This is a genomic window from Gallaecimonas pentaromativorans (assembly GCF_003751625.1).
Taxonomy (GTDB): Bacteria; Pseudomonadota; Gammaproteobacteria; order Enterobacterales; family Gallaecimonadaceae; genus Gallaecimonas; species Gallaecimonas pentaromativorans.
In genome coordinates this window covers 466081-483714 of sequence record NZ_RJUL01000001.1, presented here as the reverse complement: position 1 = coordinate 483714, position 17634 = coordinate 466081, and the positions used below count along the sequence as shown (strand labels likewise).

General features: G+C 58.5%; 9 protein-coding genes. 7 read left to right on the top strand and 2 right to left on the bottom strand.

The window, feature by feature from the left end; translation table 11 throughout:
- The first annotated feature begins 5 nt into the window (after positions 1–5).
- Together aceF and lpdA are read left to right on the top strand one after the other, a co-directional pair.
- Positions 6–1943 carry a pyruvate dehydrogenase complex dihydrolipoyllysine-residue acetyltransferase gene (gene aceF, locus EDC28_RS02190; protein ID WP_123420510.1) on the top strand — a complete coding sequence of 646 codons (1938 nt, stop codon included), beginning with the start codon at positions 6–8 and terminating at the stop codon, positions 1941–1943.
- A 92-nt stretch (positions 1944–2035) separates the two neighbouring features.
- Positions 2036–3460, top strand: coding sequence for a dihydrolipoyl dehydrogenase (gene lpdA, locus EDC28_RS02185; RefSeq protein ID WP_123420509.1), 1425 nt, complete (start codon positions 2036–2038; stop codon positions 3458–3460).
- Positions 3461–3613: 153 nt separating this feature from the next.
- Here lpdA and EDC28_RS02180 read toward each other — a convergent pair whose 3' ends face one another.
- Positions 3614–4576 carry an ATP-grasp domain-containing protein gene (locus EDC28_RS02180; protein ID WP_123420508.1) on the bottom strand — a complete coding sequence of 321 codons (963 nt, stop codon included), beginning with the start codon at positions 4574–4576 and terminating at the stop codon, positions 3614–3616.
- Positions 4573–5109: a 5-(carboxyamino)imidazole ribonucleotide mutase gene (gene purE, locus EDC28_RS02175; RefSeq protein ID WP_336391480.1), complete on the bottom strand. Its 537-nt coding sequence runs from the start codon at positions 5107–5109 to the stop codon at positions 4573–4575. The genes EDC28_RS02180 and purE overlap by 4 nt, the downstream gene beginning before the upstream one ends.
- Positions 5110–5251: 142 nt before the next feature.
- Between purE and EDC28_RS02170 the strand changes: the two genes are divergently transcribed.
- The 5 genes from EDC28_RS02170 to EDC28_RS02150 all read left to right on the top strand — a co-directional run bounded on the left by EDC28_RS02170 (position 5252) and on the right by EDC28_RS02150 (position 17602).
- The gene (locus EDC28_RS02170) at positions 5252–6196 is read left to right on the top strand and encodes a VirK/YbjX family protein (protein ID WP_123420506.1); all 945 of its coding nucleotides are present in this window, start codon (positions 5252–5254) and stop codon (positions 6194–6196) included.
- 31 nt (positions 6197–6227) lie between these two features.
- Complete coding sequence (locus EDC28_RS02165) at positions 6228–8471, top strand: patatin-like phospholipase family protein (protein WP_123420505.1); 2244 nt, start codon at positions 6228–6230, stop codon at positions 8469–8471.
- A gap of 107 nt (positions 8472–8578) precedes the next feature.
- Positions 8579–12916, top strand: a complete 4338-nt coding sequence (locus EDC28_RS02160; protein ID WP_123420504.1) for an EAL domain-containing protein — start codon at positions 8579–8581, stop codon at positions 12914–12916.
- Between the two features lie 87 nt (positions 12917–13003).
- Entirely contained in the window at positions 13004–15076 is a 2073-nt protein-coding gene (locus EDC28_RS02155; protein ID WP_123420503.1) for a M13 family metallopeptidase, read from the top strand.
- Between the two features lie 84 nt (positions 15077–15160).
- Positions 15161–17602, top strand: coding sequence for a S9 family peptidase (locus tag EDC28_RS02150; RefSeq protein WP_123420502.1), 2442 nt, complete (start codon positions 15161–15163; stop codon positions 17600–17602).
- The last annotated feature ends 32 nt before the right edge of the window (positions 17603–17634 follow it).

The following is a 17634-nucleotide window of genomic DNA, read 5'->3' as shown; positions in this document are numbered from 1 at the left end:
GAGCAATGGCAGAGACTCGTGATCTGATCGTGCCCGACATCGGCAGCGACGCGGTGGACGTCACCGAGCTCCTGGTGAGCGTGGGCGACAGCGTTGAAGAAGAACAAGGTCTTATCTCCGTTGAAGGGGACAAGGCTGCCATGGACGTGCCGGCGCCTTTTGCCGGCACCATCAAGAGCCTGACCGTCAAAGAAGGCGACAAGGTCTCTACCGGTGACAAAATCGGCACCATCGAAGTAGGCGCAGCCGCTGCTGCGCCTGCCAAAGAAGAAGCCGCCCCTGCTGCCCAAGAAGCGCCCAAGGCGCAAGCGCCTGCTCCGGCCGCCGCCCCTGCGGCTGCCTCCGGTGCCACCGAGCGCCAGGAAATTCACCTGCCCGATGCTGGCGGTGAAGTGGAAGTGGTGGAAGTGCTGGTTGCTGTGGGCGACGTGGTGGAAGTAGACCAGGGCCTGGCCTCTGTGGAAGGCGACAAAGCCGCCATGGAAGTGCCCAGCCCGCTGGCTGGCAAGATTGTCGAAGTGAAGGTGAAAACCGGCGACAAGATCTCTGAAGGCGCTCTGGTCGCCATCATTGAAACCGGCGCTGCGGCACCAGCTGCCAGTGCGGCACCTGCTGCCGAGCAGACTGCGGCCCCCGCTCCGGCGGCGGCCCCTGCTGCCAAGGAAGTCAAAGACGTTGCCCTGCCGGATGCCGGCGGTGAAGTGCAGGTCGTTGAAGTGCTGGTGGCGGTTGGCGACAGCGTCGAAGCCGAGCAAGGCCTGATTTCCGTGGAAGGCGACAAAGCCGCCATGGAAGTCCCGGCGCCCTTTGCCGGCGTGGTCAAAGAAGTCTTGGTGAAAACCGGTGACGCCATCAACGAAGGCAGCTTGATTGTCCGCGTTGAAACCCAGGGCGCAGCCCCGGCCGCGGCTCCTGCAGCTGCTGCCCCTGCCGCTGCTGCACCCAGCGCTGCCCCGGCTCAGGCTGCCAAGCCGCCGCCGGTACCGCATCATCCTTCTGCCGGTGCCAAAGAGCCCTCCGGCCTGGTGCATGCCAGCCCGTCGGTGCGCCGCTTGGCCCGTGAATTCGGTGTCGACCTGACCCTGGTAAAGGGCACCGGTCGCAAGAGCCGTATTCTCAAAGAAGACGTGCAGAACTTCGTGAAAGCGGAGCTGGCCCGGCCCAAGGCCAGCGGCTCTGCCAGCAGCGGTGGCGGCAATGTGTCGGTGATCGATTGGCCCAAGGTTGATTGGAGCAAGTTCGGGGAAGTGGAAGTGGTCAAGATGAGCCGCATCCAGAAGATCTCCGGCCCCAACCTGCACCGTAACTGGGTACAAATTCCCCACGTTACCCAGTTTGACGAAGCCGACACCACCGAACTGGAAGCCTTCCGCAAGAGCCAGAACGACCTGTTGGCCAAGCAGAAAGAAAGCTTCAAGATCTCGCCGCTTATTTTCATCATGAAAGCGGTGGCCAAGGCCCTGGAGCTGCATCCCAAGTTCAACTGCTCCATCGGTGATGACGGCGAAACCCTGGTGATGAAGAAATTCGTCCACATCGGTATCGCTGTCGACACCCCCAATGGCCTGGTGGTGCCTGTGGTCCGTGATGTCAACAAGAAGGGCATCTACGACCTGGCCAAAGAGCTGGGTGAGATCTCTGCCAAGGCCCGCGCCGGTAAACTGACCGCGGCCGACATGCAGGGCTCCAGCTTCACCATCTCCAGCCTCGGCGGTATCGGCGGAACCCAGTTCACGCCTATCGTCAACGCGCCGGATGTGGCCATCCTGGGTGTGTCCAAAGCCGACTTCAAACCCAAGTGGAACGGTAAGGAATTCGAACCTCGCCTGATGACGCCGCTGGCCATGTCTTATGACCACAGGGTGATCGATGGCGCCGACGGTGCGCGCTTCATTACCACTCTGTCTGGTCTGCTTGGCGATCTGCGTCAAATCATTCTGTAAACAACGAGGGGGCTTTGCCCCCTCGTTTTTATAGCGTTACACTTGCGATGCCCTACAGGAGTGGCACCGCGCAAAGAATAACGAGGTAAACAATGAGCAACGAAATCAAAGCACAAGTCGTTGTGCTGGGTTCTGGTCCGGGGGGTTACTCCGCGGCCTTCCGTGCTGCCGATCTCGGTCTGGACACCGTCATCGTTGAGCGTTACAGCACCCTGGGCGGTGTCTGTCTGAATGTGGGCTGTATTCCTTCCAAAGCCCTGCTGCACGTTGCCAAGGTTATTGACGAAGCGGGCACCATGGAAAGCCACGGTGTCACCTTCGGCAAGCCCGAGGTGGATCTGGACAAGCTGCGTGAGCACAAGAACAAGGTGCTGGGCCAACTGACCGGCGGCCTGGCTGGCATGGCCAAAATGCGTAAGGTCAAAGTGGTGCAGGGCTTCGGTAAATTCACCGGTGCCAACACCCTGGAAGTCGAAGGTGAAGGCGGCAAGACCACCATCAACTTCGAGCAGGCCATCATTGCTGCCGGTTCCCGTCCCATCAACCTGCCGTTCATTCCGCAGGACGAGCGGATCTGGGACAGCACCGGCGCCCTCGAACTGCGCTTCATCCCCAAGAAAATGCTGGTGATGGGCGGCGGTATCATCGGCCTGGAAATGGGCACCGTCTACAAAGCACTGGGCTCTGAAATCGACGTGGTTGAAATGTTCGACCAGCTGGTACCGGCTGCCGACAAAGACGTCATCAAGATCTTCACCAAGCGCATCAGCAAAAAAATGAACCTGATGCTGGAAACCAAGGTGACTGCCGTAGAAGCCAAAGAAGACGGCATCTACGTCACCATGGAAGGCAAGAACGCCCCGGCTGAACCGGTACGTTACGACGCCGTGCTGGTGGCTATCGGCCGTACCCCCAACGGCAAGCTGATTGACGCCGACAAAGCTGGCGTCAACGTTGATGAGCGCGGCTTTATCGCGGTCGACAAGCAAATGCGCACCAACGTGTCCAACATCTTCGCCATCGGCGACATCGTTGGTCAGCCGATGCTGGCCCACAAAGCCGTGCACGAAGGTCACGTAGCGGCCGAAGTGGCCTCCGGCCTCAAGCACTACTTTGACCCGAAAGTCATTCCGTCCATCGCCTATACCGATCCGGAACTGGCCTGGGTTGGCCTGACCGAGAAAGAAGCCAAAGAGAAAGGCATCGAGTACGAAGTGTCCAACTTCCCCTGGGCCGCCAGCGGCCGTGCCATCGCCTCTGATACCTCTGACGGCATGACCAAGCTGATTTTCGACAAGAACACCCACCGCATCATCGGCGGCGCTACTATCGGTAGCAACGCCGGCGAACTGCTGGGCGAAATTGGCCTGGCCATCGAGATGGGCTGCGACGCCGAAGACATCGCGCTGACCATCCACGCTCACCCGACTCTGCACGAGTCTGTGGGTCTGGCTGCCGAAGTGTACGAAGGGTCCATCACCGACCTGCCGAACCCCAAGGCCAAGAAGAAAAAATAAGCCTCTTGTTGATGCGAAAAAGCCGCCCGATGGGCGGCTTTTTTATTGGCTGGGCCTAGGCATTAATAGCTGGCCGGGACGCCCTTAACAAAAAGCCCCGGCAGGTGAACCGCGCCGGGGCTTTTTGCGCCTAAAAGAGGCTCAGCCGTTCTATCAAAGCAAGGTGTTGATATGGCCGACCTTACGGCCCGGCCTCGGTTCCTTGTTGTACCAATGGACCTTGCCGTTGCCGGCCAGCCACTGGTAGTCCAGCGCCACCCCAATCAGGTTATCCATGCGGGTGGGAACCCAGCTCAGTTTTTCAGGAAGCGGCAGGCCGGCCACGGCGCGCAGATGCAGCTCGAACTGGCAGACGTTGGCACCGTCCTGGCTCCAGTGGCCGGAGTTGTGTACCCGGGGCGCCATCTCGTTGATAAGCAGCTTGTCGCCACAATCAAAGAGCTCAACCGCCATCACGCCCACGTATTGCAGGTGGTCCATCAAGGTGCCGAGAATACGCTCTGCCTCTGCTTGCCATTTGCCTGCCTCGGGGGCCGGGGCCAGGGTCTCAACCAGGATGCCGTCCTGGTGGACGTTTTCTACCACCGGGTAGAACAGTTTGCGGCCATCCGCGCCCCGCACGCCGACGATAGACACTTCCCGACTAAAGGGGATCATGGCTTCACCGATGCAATCAGCCTCGGATACAAAACCCGGCTCGCTGACCCGCCACTGGCCCTTGCCGTCGTAGCCGCCCTGGCGGGCTTTGACCACCAGGCGAGTCCCCAGCTTGGCCAGCAAGGCGTCGGCAGACTCACCGGTTTTGAGTTCGCCCCAAGGGGCGGTGGGCAAGCCCAACTGGTCGTAGAGCTTTTTCTGAGGCAGGCGGTCGCTCACCAACTGGTAGGTGGCAAGATTCAGCAGCACACCGTGAAAGGGGGTCTGCGGCAGCAGCTCGCGCTCGGCGGTCACCCAGTCAAAATCCACGGGGCCGGTATCGCCACGGGCGTCCATCTCGGTGCCGAAGAAATAGCGGTGGGTGTCAGGGCAGTAGCGCCACAGCTCAATGCCCAGGCGCCAGGCTACTTCCCCCATCATGGCGCCAAGCTGGCCGGCGCCGATCACCAGGCCTTTCATGCCGGTTTCCTCGGGTCTGGATTGGCCAGCACCGCCTCGGTTTGTTCTTTACGAAAATCATCCAGGTGCGCCGCCACTTTGGCGTCGTGCAGGGCGACGATCTGCGCGGCCAAGAGCCCGGCGTTGGCGGCACCTGCGGTACCGATGGCCAAGGTGCCAACGGCGATGCCTTTGGGCATCTGTACGATAGAAAGCAGGCTGTCGAGGCCGGATAAGGCCTTGCTTTGCACCGGTACGCCCAGTACCGGCAGCGGGGTCATGGAGGCAATCATACCCGGCAGGTGGGCAGCGCCACCGGCGCCACCGATGATCACATGAAAGCCTTTGTCTTGGGCGCCTTTCGCGAAATCAACCAGTTTTTCCGGGGTGCGGTGGGCAGATACCACTTCAACATGGTGGGGCACACCCAGGCGGTCCAGCATTTCTGAGGCGCCTCTCATGGTTTCCCAATCAGAGCGTGAGCCCATCACGATAGCGACTTTCATAGGATCTCCAGCAGTTTTTAGCCATGGAAAACGGTTGCGGGCCGGCATTATACCCGCAGAAGGCCAAGAGTGCTCCCCTGAGATGGGCCCGGCTCGGGATCATCCGATCAGCGGTGTATTCGTTTAGCTAAGGTAAATCCATGGCGAATTAAAATTACGATAAAATCGTAGTTAAGTGCGAGTGTGAGTGATGCCGTACACACCTTATTTCCCCAGTCGCCAGTCTATGGCGGCGCAGATCTACCCTGGCCGTTCAGCCCACCAACTTAAAAAACGTTTGCTGTTCATGGGCCGCAGTCTCTTTTACAGCACCTTGTATCAGCGCACCTTGGCGCTGTTTAGCCCTCCAGGCCTGCAATTGGTGCTGCACCGCCATGCCCGGGCGGTGGAGAAGATCTTCAAGCCCTACCTGATGGCCAAGTTCAGCCCCCAGCAGCGCCACACCATGTTGGCCCGTCATTATTGGCTGTTGATGCAACTGTGGTCGCGGCCCGCCTTGGCACTGTATCTGGAACGGGGCCTGACCTTGTGCCGCTTTGACGGTGCCGATGGGCGATGCGTGGAAGTGCGCCTTGAGTACATTCCCCAGTTCCAGCGGGAAGGGGAGCTGACCCTGGTCATGCGCATGGACGGTGAGCGTTTTTATTCGGTGACCTTCTCGTTGACTCAAAACGAGCAAGGCCAAACCGGGCTCTTTATCGGTTGTTTGCAAGGGCCGGGCAAAGACAGCCCCTTTAATGAAGACGACATTCGTGCTTTGACCCGTCACTGCTTTGGTGTGCGCCCCAAGGTGCTTGCATTGGCCTTGTTGGGCATGGTGGCTGAGGCCTGGCACTGCCGCTTTATCCAGGCGGTGTCCAATCAGGGGCACATTTTTTCCAGCCGCCGCTACCAGCGTAAAAGTAAGGTCAAGACCGATTACGACGCGCTGTGGGCCGAGTGTGGCGGTGAAGCGATAGACGCCAACCTTTGGGCCTTGCCGGTGTCCTTGCCCCGCAAACCCTTGGAAGAAGTGGCCAGCAAAAAGCGCAGCCAGTATCGCCAGCGTTATCAATGGCTGGATGCGCTGGCCGTTGAGCTGACGCAGGGGCTTAGCGATGTGGCGCGACTTGGCACTTTACATCGCGAGGGCTAATCTTAGGCGCTGGTAATAAAAGGATTTTTTAATGCAGCGCCTGCTTTTCCTTCTCGCCTTAGTGCCGCTTTTTGCCACCGCAGACCTGCCGGATGATGATCCTGAGCCGCCCGTAACGCGGCCGCGCATCGCCCTGGTATTGGCGGGCGGCGGCGCCAGGGGCGCGGCCCATGTGGGGGTACTCAAAGCGCTCGAAGAGCGGCATATCCCGGTGGATATCATCACCGGTACCTCCATGGGGGCTTTTGTTGGGGGTCTTTATGCGTCGGGGAAAAGCGCTGATGAGATAGCGGCAATAATGCAAAACCTCGACTGGAACCAAGGCTACCAGGAAGATCCTCCCCGTAGTGCCCAGAGCCTTCGTAAAAAAGAGCAACGCGACCGCTTTCAGCTGGGCCTCAATCTGGGGCTCAGTGACAATGGCCAAATAAAGGTCCCCAAAGGATTCCTGCAGGGCCAGGGCATGATGGGGCTTATCCGCCAGAGCCTTGGCGGCATGCCGGACCTGGCAAGTTTTGACTCACTGCCCATTCCTTTTCGCTGCGTGGCCACCAATATCGAGACCAAAGAGGTGGTGGTGCTTGAGCGCGGCAATCTGGCTCAGGCCATGCAGGCGTCGATGGCGGTGCCCGGCATAGTGCAGCCGGTAGAAATTGACGGTTTGATGCTGGTGGACGGCGGTGTGGTCAACAACATGCCCGTCGATGTGGCCAAGGCCATGGGCGCCGATATCGTTATCGCCGTGGATGTGAACTCCCCCTTCCATGGCCGGGGCGAACTCAATTCCGCTCTGGCCATTCTCGACCAGCTGTCGCGGTTCTTGGTACGCGACAACATGGACCGGCAAAAAGCGCTGCTAAGCGGCCGGGATCTGCTGATAAAACCCGACCTTGACGCTATTTCCATGCTCGATTTTCAAGGGGTGGGCAAGGCCATGGAACAAGGCGAAAAAGCGGCGGCCAGTGCCTTGGACAACGTCTCCGTTTATGCCTTAACGCCAACGGCATATAAGCAATGGCGGCAAGACCTGCAACAAGGGCCACAAAACCCGGTTATTGACGCGGTGGTGATTGAAGGGGCCAGCGATCTGGATTCGCGCTGGCTGCTGGAGCAACTCGGCGTTGGGGCCGGCCAGCGCTACGACGAGCAGCGCATCGAAAAGGGCATCAATCGCCTTTATGCCACCGAACTGTTTGAGCGCATTGATTTTGAGCTTCAGAGCGAGGCCGGTAAAAGGGTGCTGCACGTGCGCACCCATGAGCGTTCCTGGGGGCCGGGTTACTTAAACTTCAAGCTGGCGCTGGAGGATAATTTCACCGACGCCTCTGATTACCAACTGGGCATGTCCTATACCCGCACCAAACTGTCACGCTTTGGTGCCGAGTGGCATAACGAGTTGGAAATTGGCCAGTCCCAGCGTGCCATGACCGAGCTTTATTGGCCATTTGACGCCGAGCAGCACTTTTTTGCCCAAGGCAATATCGAATACCAACGCATGCCGCTGCGCGAATATTTGGCAAACGGAGACATCAACTACCTGCTGGAATTTGACCGTACCACCACCACCTACAAGGCGGCCCTTGGCAGCAACTTCAGCCGCTGGTCGCGCCTGCAACTGGGTTGGCGCTATGTGGACGGCAGTATCGAAGATGATTTGGGGCTTTACTTACAGCCGCTACTGGGCGCCAACAACCTGCATTTTCAGCAGCATGGACCTTTTCTTCTTTGGGAGCACGACACCCTCGACAGCCGTAATTTTCCACGCCATGGCCAGCGCTGGAGGGTAGAGCTGCGCCGCACCGAAGACCGCGTGCTGGGGGATAGCAGCACCAACTCTTATTATCTGGTGCGCTGGCACCCGGCCTTTTCCAGCGGCAACCATGCGCTGGCTTTTGACCTTCGTACCGGCTCTTATTTAAACGACAAAACCCAGCCCCTTACCACCTTTGAGCTGGGGGGCTTTCGCAACCTGTCGGGTTTTGGGCGGCTGGCGGTGTCGGGCAAGTACCTGCGCTTTGCCTCGGTGGATTACAGCTATCGGGTCTTCGAGAACAACTTCGGCTTTTTCAAAAGCCCGGTTTACCTTGGCATGACCCTGGAAGCGGGAAATGTCTGGGAGCAAAAGCAAGATGTCAGCTTCCGTGGCAACGCCCTCATCAAGGCCGGCAGCATTTACGCCGGGGTCGACAGCCCCCTGGGGCCGCTGTTCCTTGCCTATGGGCAAAACTCGGAGGACGAGTCCAGTTTTTACCTGTCTTTGGGCACCGATTTTTGATGTCCTTTTTGTGAGCTTGGCGGCGCCACAGTGTTAACTGGTCTCTGCTGTACATTAACAATCGGTGGTAAACTTTCGGCGTGTTTTTGCCCTCAACAGGCCTTGATATGTGGCGATGGCTGTTCGGATTGCTCTTGGTATGCAGTGGTAGCGTTGCTGCCGCTGCGGCCAATGATGTATTGATCCGCCAATGGACGGCTCAGGAAGGGTTACCCAACGCCTGGGTTAATGGGTTGCTGGAAGATGCTCAGGGCGACATGTGGGCTGGCACCTCGGATGGCTTGTTTCGGCTGACCCAGACCAAGGCGCTGCTGATCCCCATGCCCGATGGCGTCGACCAAGTGGTCAACAGCCTGATAAGGGATCAAGACGGCTTCTATATCGGTACCAGCAATGCCCTGGTGCATTGGTCCGAGACGGCGGGCCTGACTACCCTTGCCCGTATCAAGGAAGAGCCGCTCCTCAACCCCGGTGGTATCAATGCCTTTACTCGAAGCCAGCAGCGCCTATGGATGCAACTGGGCTCAGACAAACTGGCCTATTTGCAGCAGGGGGATATTCATCTTGAACCCCGCTTTACCCTGCGTGATCGCTGGCGCTCTTTAGCCAGTGACAACCGCTTTATTTACCTGCTGTCGGTGCGCCAACTGGTGGCGTTTGACCCGCAAAGCGGCACAACTAGCGCTATTTCTCTTGCCAAAAGCCGTTATGGCACTCCCAAGTCGCTCTATGTCGATCGCCAAGGGCAGTTGTGGCTTAGCTCTGACAAAGGCCTGTTCACTGCTACGTTGGGAGATAACGGCTGGCAGTTGCAGCCTAAGCTCAGTGGCTTTGTGCGCAAGATAGCCGAAGACGGCCAGGGCAGTTATTACCTCACCGGCCGTTACGGTATTCAGCGTTGGTCTGGGCAAGGCGAGCAACGGGTCGATTTCTCCGACGTTATTCACAATCAGGCGGCTGTTGAAGGCTTGGACCATATCCTTGTCGACCACAACGGCCTGGTCTGGGCTGGTGCGTTGGGCGAAGGGGTCTTGGCCCTTATTCCCAAAGCCACCAAGCCAGTTGAGCAATACAGTCGCCGGACCGAGCCGGCATTGGCTTCGGATATTGTCTGGAGCATCTATCGTCAACCGGACGGGGTACTCTGGTTGGCTACCGATGCTGGCCTTGAGCGCATCGACCAACAACATCAGCTATTTCACCCTCAGAATATGGGGGCCAATGACGGCTTTTATGACGTGATTGGTTACCAGGGGCAGATAGCCGTGTGTGGCCTGGGCGGCACTTTTTTGTTTGACCCGGCCAGCGCGCAGTTTTCCTCGCCGTTGCAAGGCACCCTTTGGGACGGTCAAGCCTGCCTGGGGATGAGTGCCGAAAACAACCGTTTATTGATCGGCGGTGCCGACAGCCTACTCAGCGTTCAAGACGGCAAGGTGCAGGGCTGGAACCGCAATGCTGAAGGCAAACCCCTGGACTCGGTTAAGGTCTTTGCCCGTCAAGGGACTCGGACTTGGGCCGGTGGTGCCGCTGGCTTGTTATATGAAAAAGACGGCCAGTGGCAGCCGGTGGACGACCTGCCGGGGCGGCGGGTCAATGCCCTTGACGCCATGGATGACGGTTCCTTGTTGGTGGGGTTCGGCAAGGAAGGTGTTTGGCGTTACGAGTGGCAGCAAGCCGCACCTAAGTGGACCCAAATGAACACCCTTTGGGAACTGCCAAATCAAGCGGTGTACTTCTTGGTGCATCACAACAACCGACTTTACGTGGGGCTGCAGAATATGGTGGCCCGGGTAAAACTCGATACCCAGCCTCAGCAGGTGGACGCCTTTTTTGAAGAAGATGGCTTGCCGGACGATGAACTTAATGAAGGCGGCGGTTTTATCACCGACGACGGCACCCTCTGGGTTGGCAGCGCCTCCGGCGTGGCTGCCTTTGCCAAGGACAGCCTCAAGCATCGGCAAAATGATGCCCGTAGCGGTGTGGTGTACATGGAAGCCAGCACAGTAGCTGGCAATTCCACTTTGCTGTGGAATACCGTCAAAACCCTGCAATTACCGGCAGATTTAAGCTTGCTCAGCATTCAGCTTGGCTCGCAAAACTATGCCTCCAAGCGCTTGCCACATTTTCGCTACCAGGTTTCGGGGCAAAGCCGGGCTATTGACCTCACCTCCGAGTCCCCCATTGTGCTGGGTAATCTTGAATACGGCGTGCATCAGCTCAGCATCTGGCATGCCGAGCAAGGGCGCTGGCGTGACGACCCGGAAGTGCTAACCCTGGAAGTGGCCACGCCCTGGTACCGCAGCTATGGCTTTTTTGCCCTGCTGGCGGCGCTGGTTATCTTGCTGGCCCTGGCTTTTGGCCAGCAGCGTCGGCGCCAGCGTTTACACCTGCAAAAGGCCTATAACCTGGTGGCCGAGTCCGAGCATCAGCTGCGCCTGGCGATGCTGGGAGCCAACGTCAATACCTGGACTTGGGATGCGGCGGCAGACGCCTTTACAGTCTCCCGGCCGGAAACCGAAACCGGCGTGCTAGTGGTGCCCTTCGACAAAATGCCCATTCACATCGACGACTGGGAGCACATCACTAAGCTTTGGCAAGAACACCTTGAAGGCAAGAGCCTGCGTTATGACGTCGAGCATCGGCTCAAGCTGGGCGAGCACTGGCGCTGGATCCACGCTGTTGGCCGGGTGGTGGATATCGACAGCCGTGGCCGGGCGCTGCGGGTTTCCGGTATCTACCAGGATGTGACTGAGCGTAAGCAATTGGAAGGGGAGATAAACCTCTACGCCAGGGCCTTTGAGAACACGGCCGAAGGGGTGCTCATTCTCAGCAGCGACAAGGCCATATTGTCGGTTAATCCGGCGGTGGAACGTATCTCCGGCTTTGACAGAGCCCAGTTGCAAGACCGGGATCTGGGTGTGTTGTTGTCCGAGGAATTTTTAGACACCGATCTGTGGCAGGCGGTGCTGGCAAAAGGCGCTTGGACCGGCGAGTGCAGCCTGCGCCGCCGTGACGGCAGCCTTTGTGCCCTTTGGCTCAACATCTCCCACATGGATGACAGCGCCTCCTCCAGTAGCCACTTTGTGGTGGTGTTCTCCGATATGACCGAGCGTAAGTCCGCCGAGTTTGAGCTGCGGCGCCTGGCCAATTACGACGTGCTGACCGGCCTCCCTAACCGGGGCCTTTTTATGAAGCGCCTGACCCAGGCCTTGGAAAAAGCCCAGGGCAACGAGTCCAGCCTAGCATTGCTGTTTATGGATCTGGACCGTTTCAAAATGGTCAACGACACCTACGGCCACAGGGTAGGGGACGGCCTGCTGATTGAGGCTGCCAGCCGCCTGCAAGAAGTGGTGGGGGAGAAGGACACGGTGGCACGCCTGGGCGGCGATGAATTCGTGGTGATCATCCAAGACATCAGCGGCCCAGAGCAGATAGTGCCGCTTTGCGAGTCGTTGCTCGAAGCCCTGGCCATGCCGTTTAATATTTATGGTCGTCAGTTCTTCCTGTCCACCAGCATTGGGGTCAGCCTGTTTCCCGACGACGGCAACCAGCCCGAGGCGCTGCTGCGTAATGCCGACATGGCCATGTACCACGCCAAGGACGAAGGCCGGAACAACATGCAGTTCTACAGCCATGCCCGCAACATCGAGGCGATGCGGCTTATCCAGCTCGAGTCCGATCTGCGCCTGGCCCTGGAGCGGGACGAGTTCTTTGTGGTCTACCAGCCCCAGGTGGACGTGCTGGAAGGGGAGTTGGTGGTAGCGGTGGAAGCCTTGGTGCGCTGGCATCACCCCCGAGAAGGGCTGGTCAACCCCGACACCTTCATCAAGGTAGCCGAAAGCTGCGGTTTGATTGCCGCCCTAGACGAGCAGGTGCTGAGAAAAGCCCTGCAGGGGATAAGCCAGCTCAACACCAGCCTGAAAAAGCCGCTGACCCTCAATACCAACATCTCGGCGGCGCATTTTCGCCAGCCCGACTTTGTTGACCAGGTAAGGCTGATGCTGGCTGAAACCGGTCTTGCCCCGCATCTTTTGTGCCTGGAGATCACCGAGTCTACCCTGATGCGCGAAGTGGGTACTGCCCGCGAGCACCTCTCGGCTCTGCGGGCCTTGGGGGTGTCGGTGGCGGTGGACGACTTCGGTACCGGCTATTCTTCCCTGGCCTATCTCAAACAGTTTGCGGTGAACGAGCTTAAGGTCGATAAGTCCTTTGTGCGCGACCTTACCGAAAGCGAAGCTGACGCCGCTATCGTCCGCTCGGTGGTGGATTTGGCCCGCAACCTTGGCCTTAAAGTGGTGGCCGAGGGGGTGGAAACCGAAGAGCAGTTGGATCTGTGCCTGGCCCTGGGCTGTTATAGGGTACAGGGTTATTACTACGCCAAGCCCATGGAGCTGTCTGACCTGAAGCGTTGGCTATTGGACTGGAACAAGCGGCAAGCGGGCTGAAACATTTGCTAAAGAAGAGAGGCTTTGCGGACCTGTCTTCACTTTGTAACATGGCCCGTTGTCAATAAAATAAACAAGGACTAGAACATGACCAAACTGAGCCATCTGGCCCTGGCCGTGGCCCTCGGCATGGGCCTGGTTGCCTGTGCCCAGCAGACCACCGACACTGCAGCTACCCCGGCACCTGCCGTAAAAGAACAAAAAGCCCTGAGTTCCGGCATTGAGCTGGCCAACTTCGACAAAAGTATTTCCCCTAAGGATGACTTCTACCACTACGTCGACGGCACCTGGCTGAAAAACACCCCCATCCCTGCCGACAAGTCCAACTACGGCGCCTTCTCCAAACTGTACGACGACAGCCAGCAGGCGCTGAAAACCATCATCGAGGAAGCGGCGGCCAAAACCAACGCGGCCAAAGACTCCAACGACCAGAAGATCGGCGACTTCTACAAGTCCTACATGAATACCGATCTGATTGAGCAGCTGGGCCTTAGCCCCATTCAGGGCGATCTGAACACCATTCGCGATCTCGACAGCCACGCCGGCGTGTCCAAGGAAATGGGTGTTCTGGCTCTGCAAGGCGTAACCCTGCCATTTGGCTTTTATGTCTATGCCGACGCCAAGGATTCGTTGAAAAACGCCGCGTACGTCGACCAATCCGGCCTGGGCCTGCCCAACCGCGACTACTACCTGGATAAATCCGACAAGTACCAGAAGATCCGTGACGCCTACGTGCAGTACGTGTCTGATCAACTGGCCAACGCCGGTTTTGACAACACCGAGCAGCGTGCCAAGGCGGTACTGGCCCTGGAAACCCAACTGGCCAAGGCCCAGTGGGACAAGGTGAAAAACCGCGACCCGAACGCCACCTACAACAAGGAAGCGGCCGCTACCCTGGCCAAAACCTTGAAAACCTTCTACTTCGACCAGTATGCCGAGGCCTCCGGCCTGGATGCTGCCCATGACCTCATCGTTGGCCAGCCTTCCTACTTTGAAGATTTCGGCAAGCTGTTTGGCAAGGTACCGGTTGATACTTGGAAGTCCTACATGGCCTTCCATCTGGTCGACAACTACGGCAACCTGCTGCCCAAGAAAATTGCCGACCGCCACTTCGATTTCCACGGCAAACTGCTGTCCGGTACCGAAGAGCAATCCCCCCGTTGGAAGCAAGCGGTAGACGCCACCGACAACGTACTGGGCATGATGGTGGGCAAGGAGTACGTGGCTCGCAACTTCAAGCCTGAAGCCAAAGTGCGCATGGAGAAGCTGGTCAACAACATCCTGGCCGCCTATGGCGACTCCATCAAGCACCTGGACTGGATGAGCGAAGACACCAAAAAGGCCGCTTTGGTCAAACTGTCCAAGTTCACGCCCAAAATCGGCTACCCCGACAAGTGGAAGTCCTACAACGGTCTGGAAATTAAGGCTGACGAGCTGATCGGCAACTACCGCCGTTATGCTGCCTTTGAATACAAAGACATGCTGGATAAACTCAGCAAGCCGGTTGACCGCAGCGAGTGGGGCATGACGCCGCAAACCGTTAACGCCTACTACAACCCGGTTGCCAACGAAATCGTGTTCCCGGCCGCCATCCTGCAGCCGCCGTTCTTCGATATGAACGCCGACGACGCCGTTAACTACGGTGGTATCGGTGCCGTTATCGGCCACGAAATCGGCCACGGCTTCGACGACTCCGGCGCCAACTTCGACGGCGACGGCAACCTGCGCAACTGGTGGACTACCGAAGATCTCAAGCAGTTCAAAGAGCGTACCGGCCAGCTGGCTGCGCAGTACTCCAGCTACTACCCGTACCCCGATGCCCACGTTAACGGCAGCTTCACCCTGGGTGAAAACATCGGTGACCTGGGTGGCCTGACCATGGCCTACAAGGCTTATCACATGAGCCTGGACGGCAAAGAAGCCCCGGTGATGGACGGCTTCACCGGCGACCAACGCTTCTTTATCGGTTGGGCCCAGGTGTGGCGCCGCAACTACCGCGAAGCGGAGCTGCGCAAGCGTCTCAATACCGACCCCCACAGCCCAAGCCAGTACCGCGCCAACGGTACCGTGGCCAACCTGCCGGCCTTCTACCAGGCGTTTGACGTCAAAGAAGGCGACAAGATGTACATCGCACCCGATAAACGTGTGAAGATCTGGTAAGCAGAAGTGGTACAAAGTACCTTCAGCTGAAGTTAAACAGCCTCCTTCGGGAGGCTGTTTGCTTGTCATTCCCGGGAGTAAAAAATGAAAAAAGCCCTGATCCCCCTGGCGCTATCCGTGGTGCTGAGCGCCTGCGCTACGACCCAAAGCAGCACCCAGACCCCCGCCGCGGCGGCCAAGCCCGATTACCAGGTACAGACGCCGGCCACCATGCGTGATGCCAGCGGCCACCCGACCCTGGAACAGATCATGAGCGACCCCCAGTGGATCGCTCGCAGCCCTCAGCAGCCCTTTGTTGGCGCCGACGGCCAGGTGTATTTCTGGCAGCAGCGTGAAAGCAGCGAGCTCTATGATCTGATGACGGTCAAAGCCGGCAAGGTGGCAAAGGTTGCCGACCAGGACCGCTACCAGCACGTCGATGGTGGTGTCTGGCAAAACGGTCGCCACGCCTACAGCTACCAAGGCAACCTTTACCTGCAGCAACAGGGCCAGGTACGCCAGCTGACCGGCACCAGTGACAGCGACAGCGATCCCCAGTTTTTGAGTGACGGGCGCATCGCTTTTCAGCGCGGCAATGCCATCTACACTGTCGACCCGGCCTCCGGCCTGGTGCGGATGCTGGCCAGCGTCGAGCTGAAAAAACAGCCGGAAAAACTCAAGGAAGCCAAAGGCTACCTGGAGACCGAGCAGAAGAAACTGCTGCAATGGGTAGACAAGAAGTACTACCAAGATCCCAAAGCGCAGCTGGCGGAAGAAGACAAGCTGCAAGCCGCCGACCCCACCGCCAACCCCGAGCCCTTTTACCTGGGTGAAGGCCGCCGTCTGGTGGAGTTGAGCCTGTCCAAGGACGGCAGCAAATTGGTGGTGGTGACCGAGAACGACACCCCGGAGCGCGCCGACAAGGACATCATGCCCAACTACCTGGGCCGCAGCGGTGAAATTGAAGTACGCCAGGTGCGCCAGCGGGTGGCCGAGTGGAAGCCGAACCCGCAGGTATTCACCGTTATCGACCTCAAAACCCGTGCCAAAAAAGATTTGGCCCTTAGCGATCTGCCCGGCATCGACAAAGATCCCCTGGCCAAGGTGCGTGAAGAAAACCGCAAGGCCGGTTACCAGGTCGAGCCCTTCAAGGGCCCCCGCGCCGTGCACCTGATTGAAGACTGGAGCGGCCACCAACTGCCCATCCAGTGGAGCGACGACGGCAAACTGGCGTTGATGTTGGAAGCCGAAGACAACAAAGACCGCTGGCTGGTCACAGCCGACCTGAAAACCGGCGGCCTTACCACCCAGCACCACTTGCACGACGATGCCTGGGTCAACTATCAGTTCAACGATTTTGGCTGGCTGAAAAACGACAGCCTCTGGTATCAGTCTGAAGAGTCTGGTTACAGCCACCTCTACCTCAAACCCTGGGGCGGCAAAGCCAAGCAGCTGACTCACGGCGCCTGGGAAGTGCATGACCCGGTGCTGAGCGCAGATGAGCAAAGCATCTACTTCAAGGGTAACGTCAAGCACCCCGGCATCTACGAGGTGTATAAGCTGGATTTGGCCAGCGACACCCAGACCGCGCTGACCGACCTCAACGGCATGACCGATTTCGTGCTAAGCCCGGACAACAAGGAGCTGGTGCTGACCCACTCCAAGGTGCTGAGCCCGCCGGAGCTTTACAGCCTCAATACCAGCGGCGGTACCCCCAAGCAGCTGACCCACACCGTCAGCAAGGCCTTTGAGGACAGCCCCTGGATAGCGCCCAAGATTGTGGCCATTCCTTCCAGCCACACTCAGCAGCCTATCTACGCCAAGATTTACCTGCCCAAGAACTTCGACCCTGCCAAGCATTACCCGGCGGTAGTGTTTAACCACGGCGCCGGCTACCTGCAAGAAGTGGACATGGGCTGGAGCGATTACTTCCGCGAGTTCATGTTCAACAGCATGCTGGCCAGCCAGGGCTATGTGGTGATGGACATGGATTACCGCGCCTCCGAGGGCTACGGCCGCGACTGGCGTACCGCCATCTATCGCCAGATGGGTACCCCCGAGGTGCAGGATCTCAAGGACGGCGTCAACTACATGGCCAGCAAGTACGGCGTGGACAAGAGCCGGGTAGGCACCTACGGCGGCTCCTATGGCGGCTTTTTGACCTTTATGAGCCTCTATACCGCGCCTGATTTGTTTAAGGCCGGTGCGGCGCTGCGCCCGGTGGCGGATTGGGCCAACTACAATGCGCCCTACACCGCCAATATCCTCAACCTGCCCGGCAATGACCCCATTGCCTATCACCGCAGCTCGCCCATTTACTTTGCCAAGAACCTTCAGAGCCAACTGCTGATCATGTCCGGCATCCTTGATGACAACGTGTTCTTCCAGGATTCGGTACGAATGGTTCAGCATCTGATTGAGCTGCATAAGACCAATCATTTCAGCGTGGCGCCCTATCCGGTGGAGCACCACGGCTTCCGTCAGCCTTCCAGCTGGCTGGACGAGTACCAGCGCATCTACAATCTGATGCAACAGAACTTGAAGTGATCACAACAGTTTGTTGTGGAAAAACGCTGCCA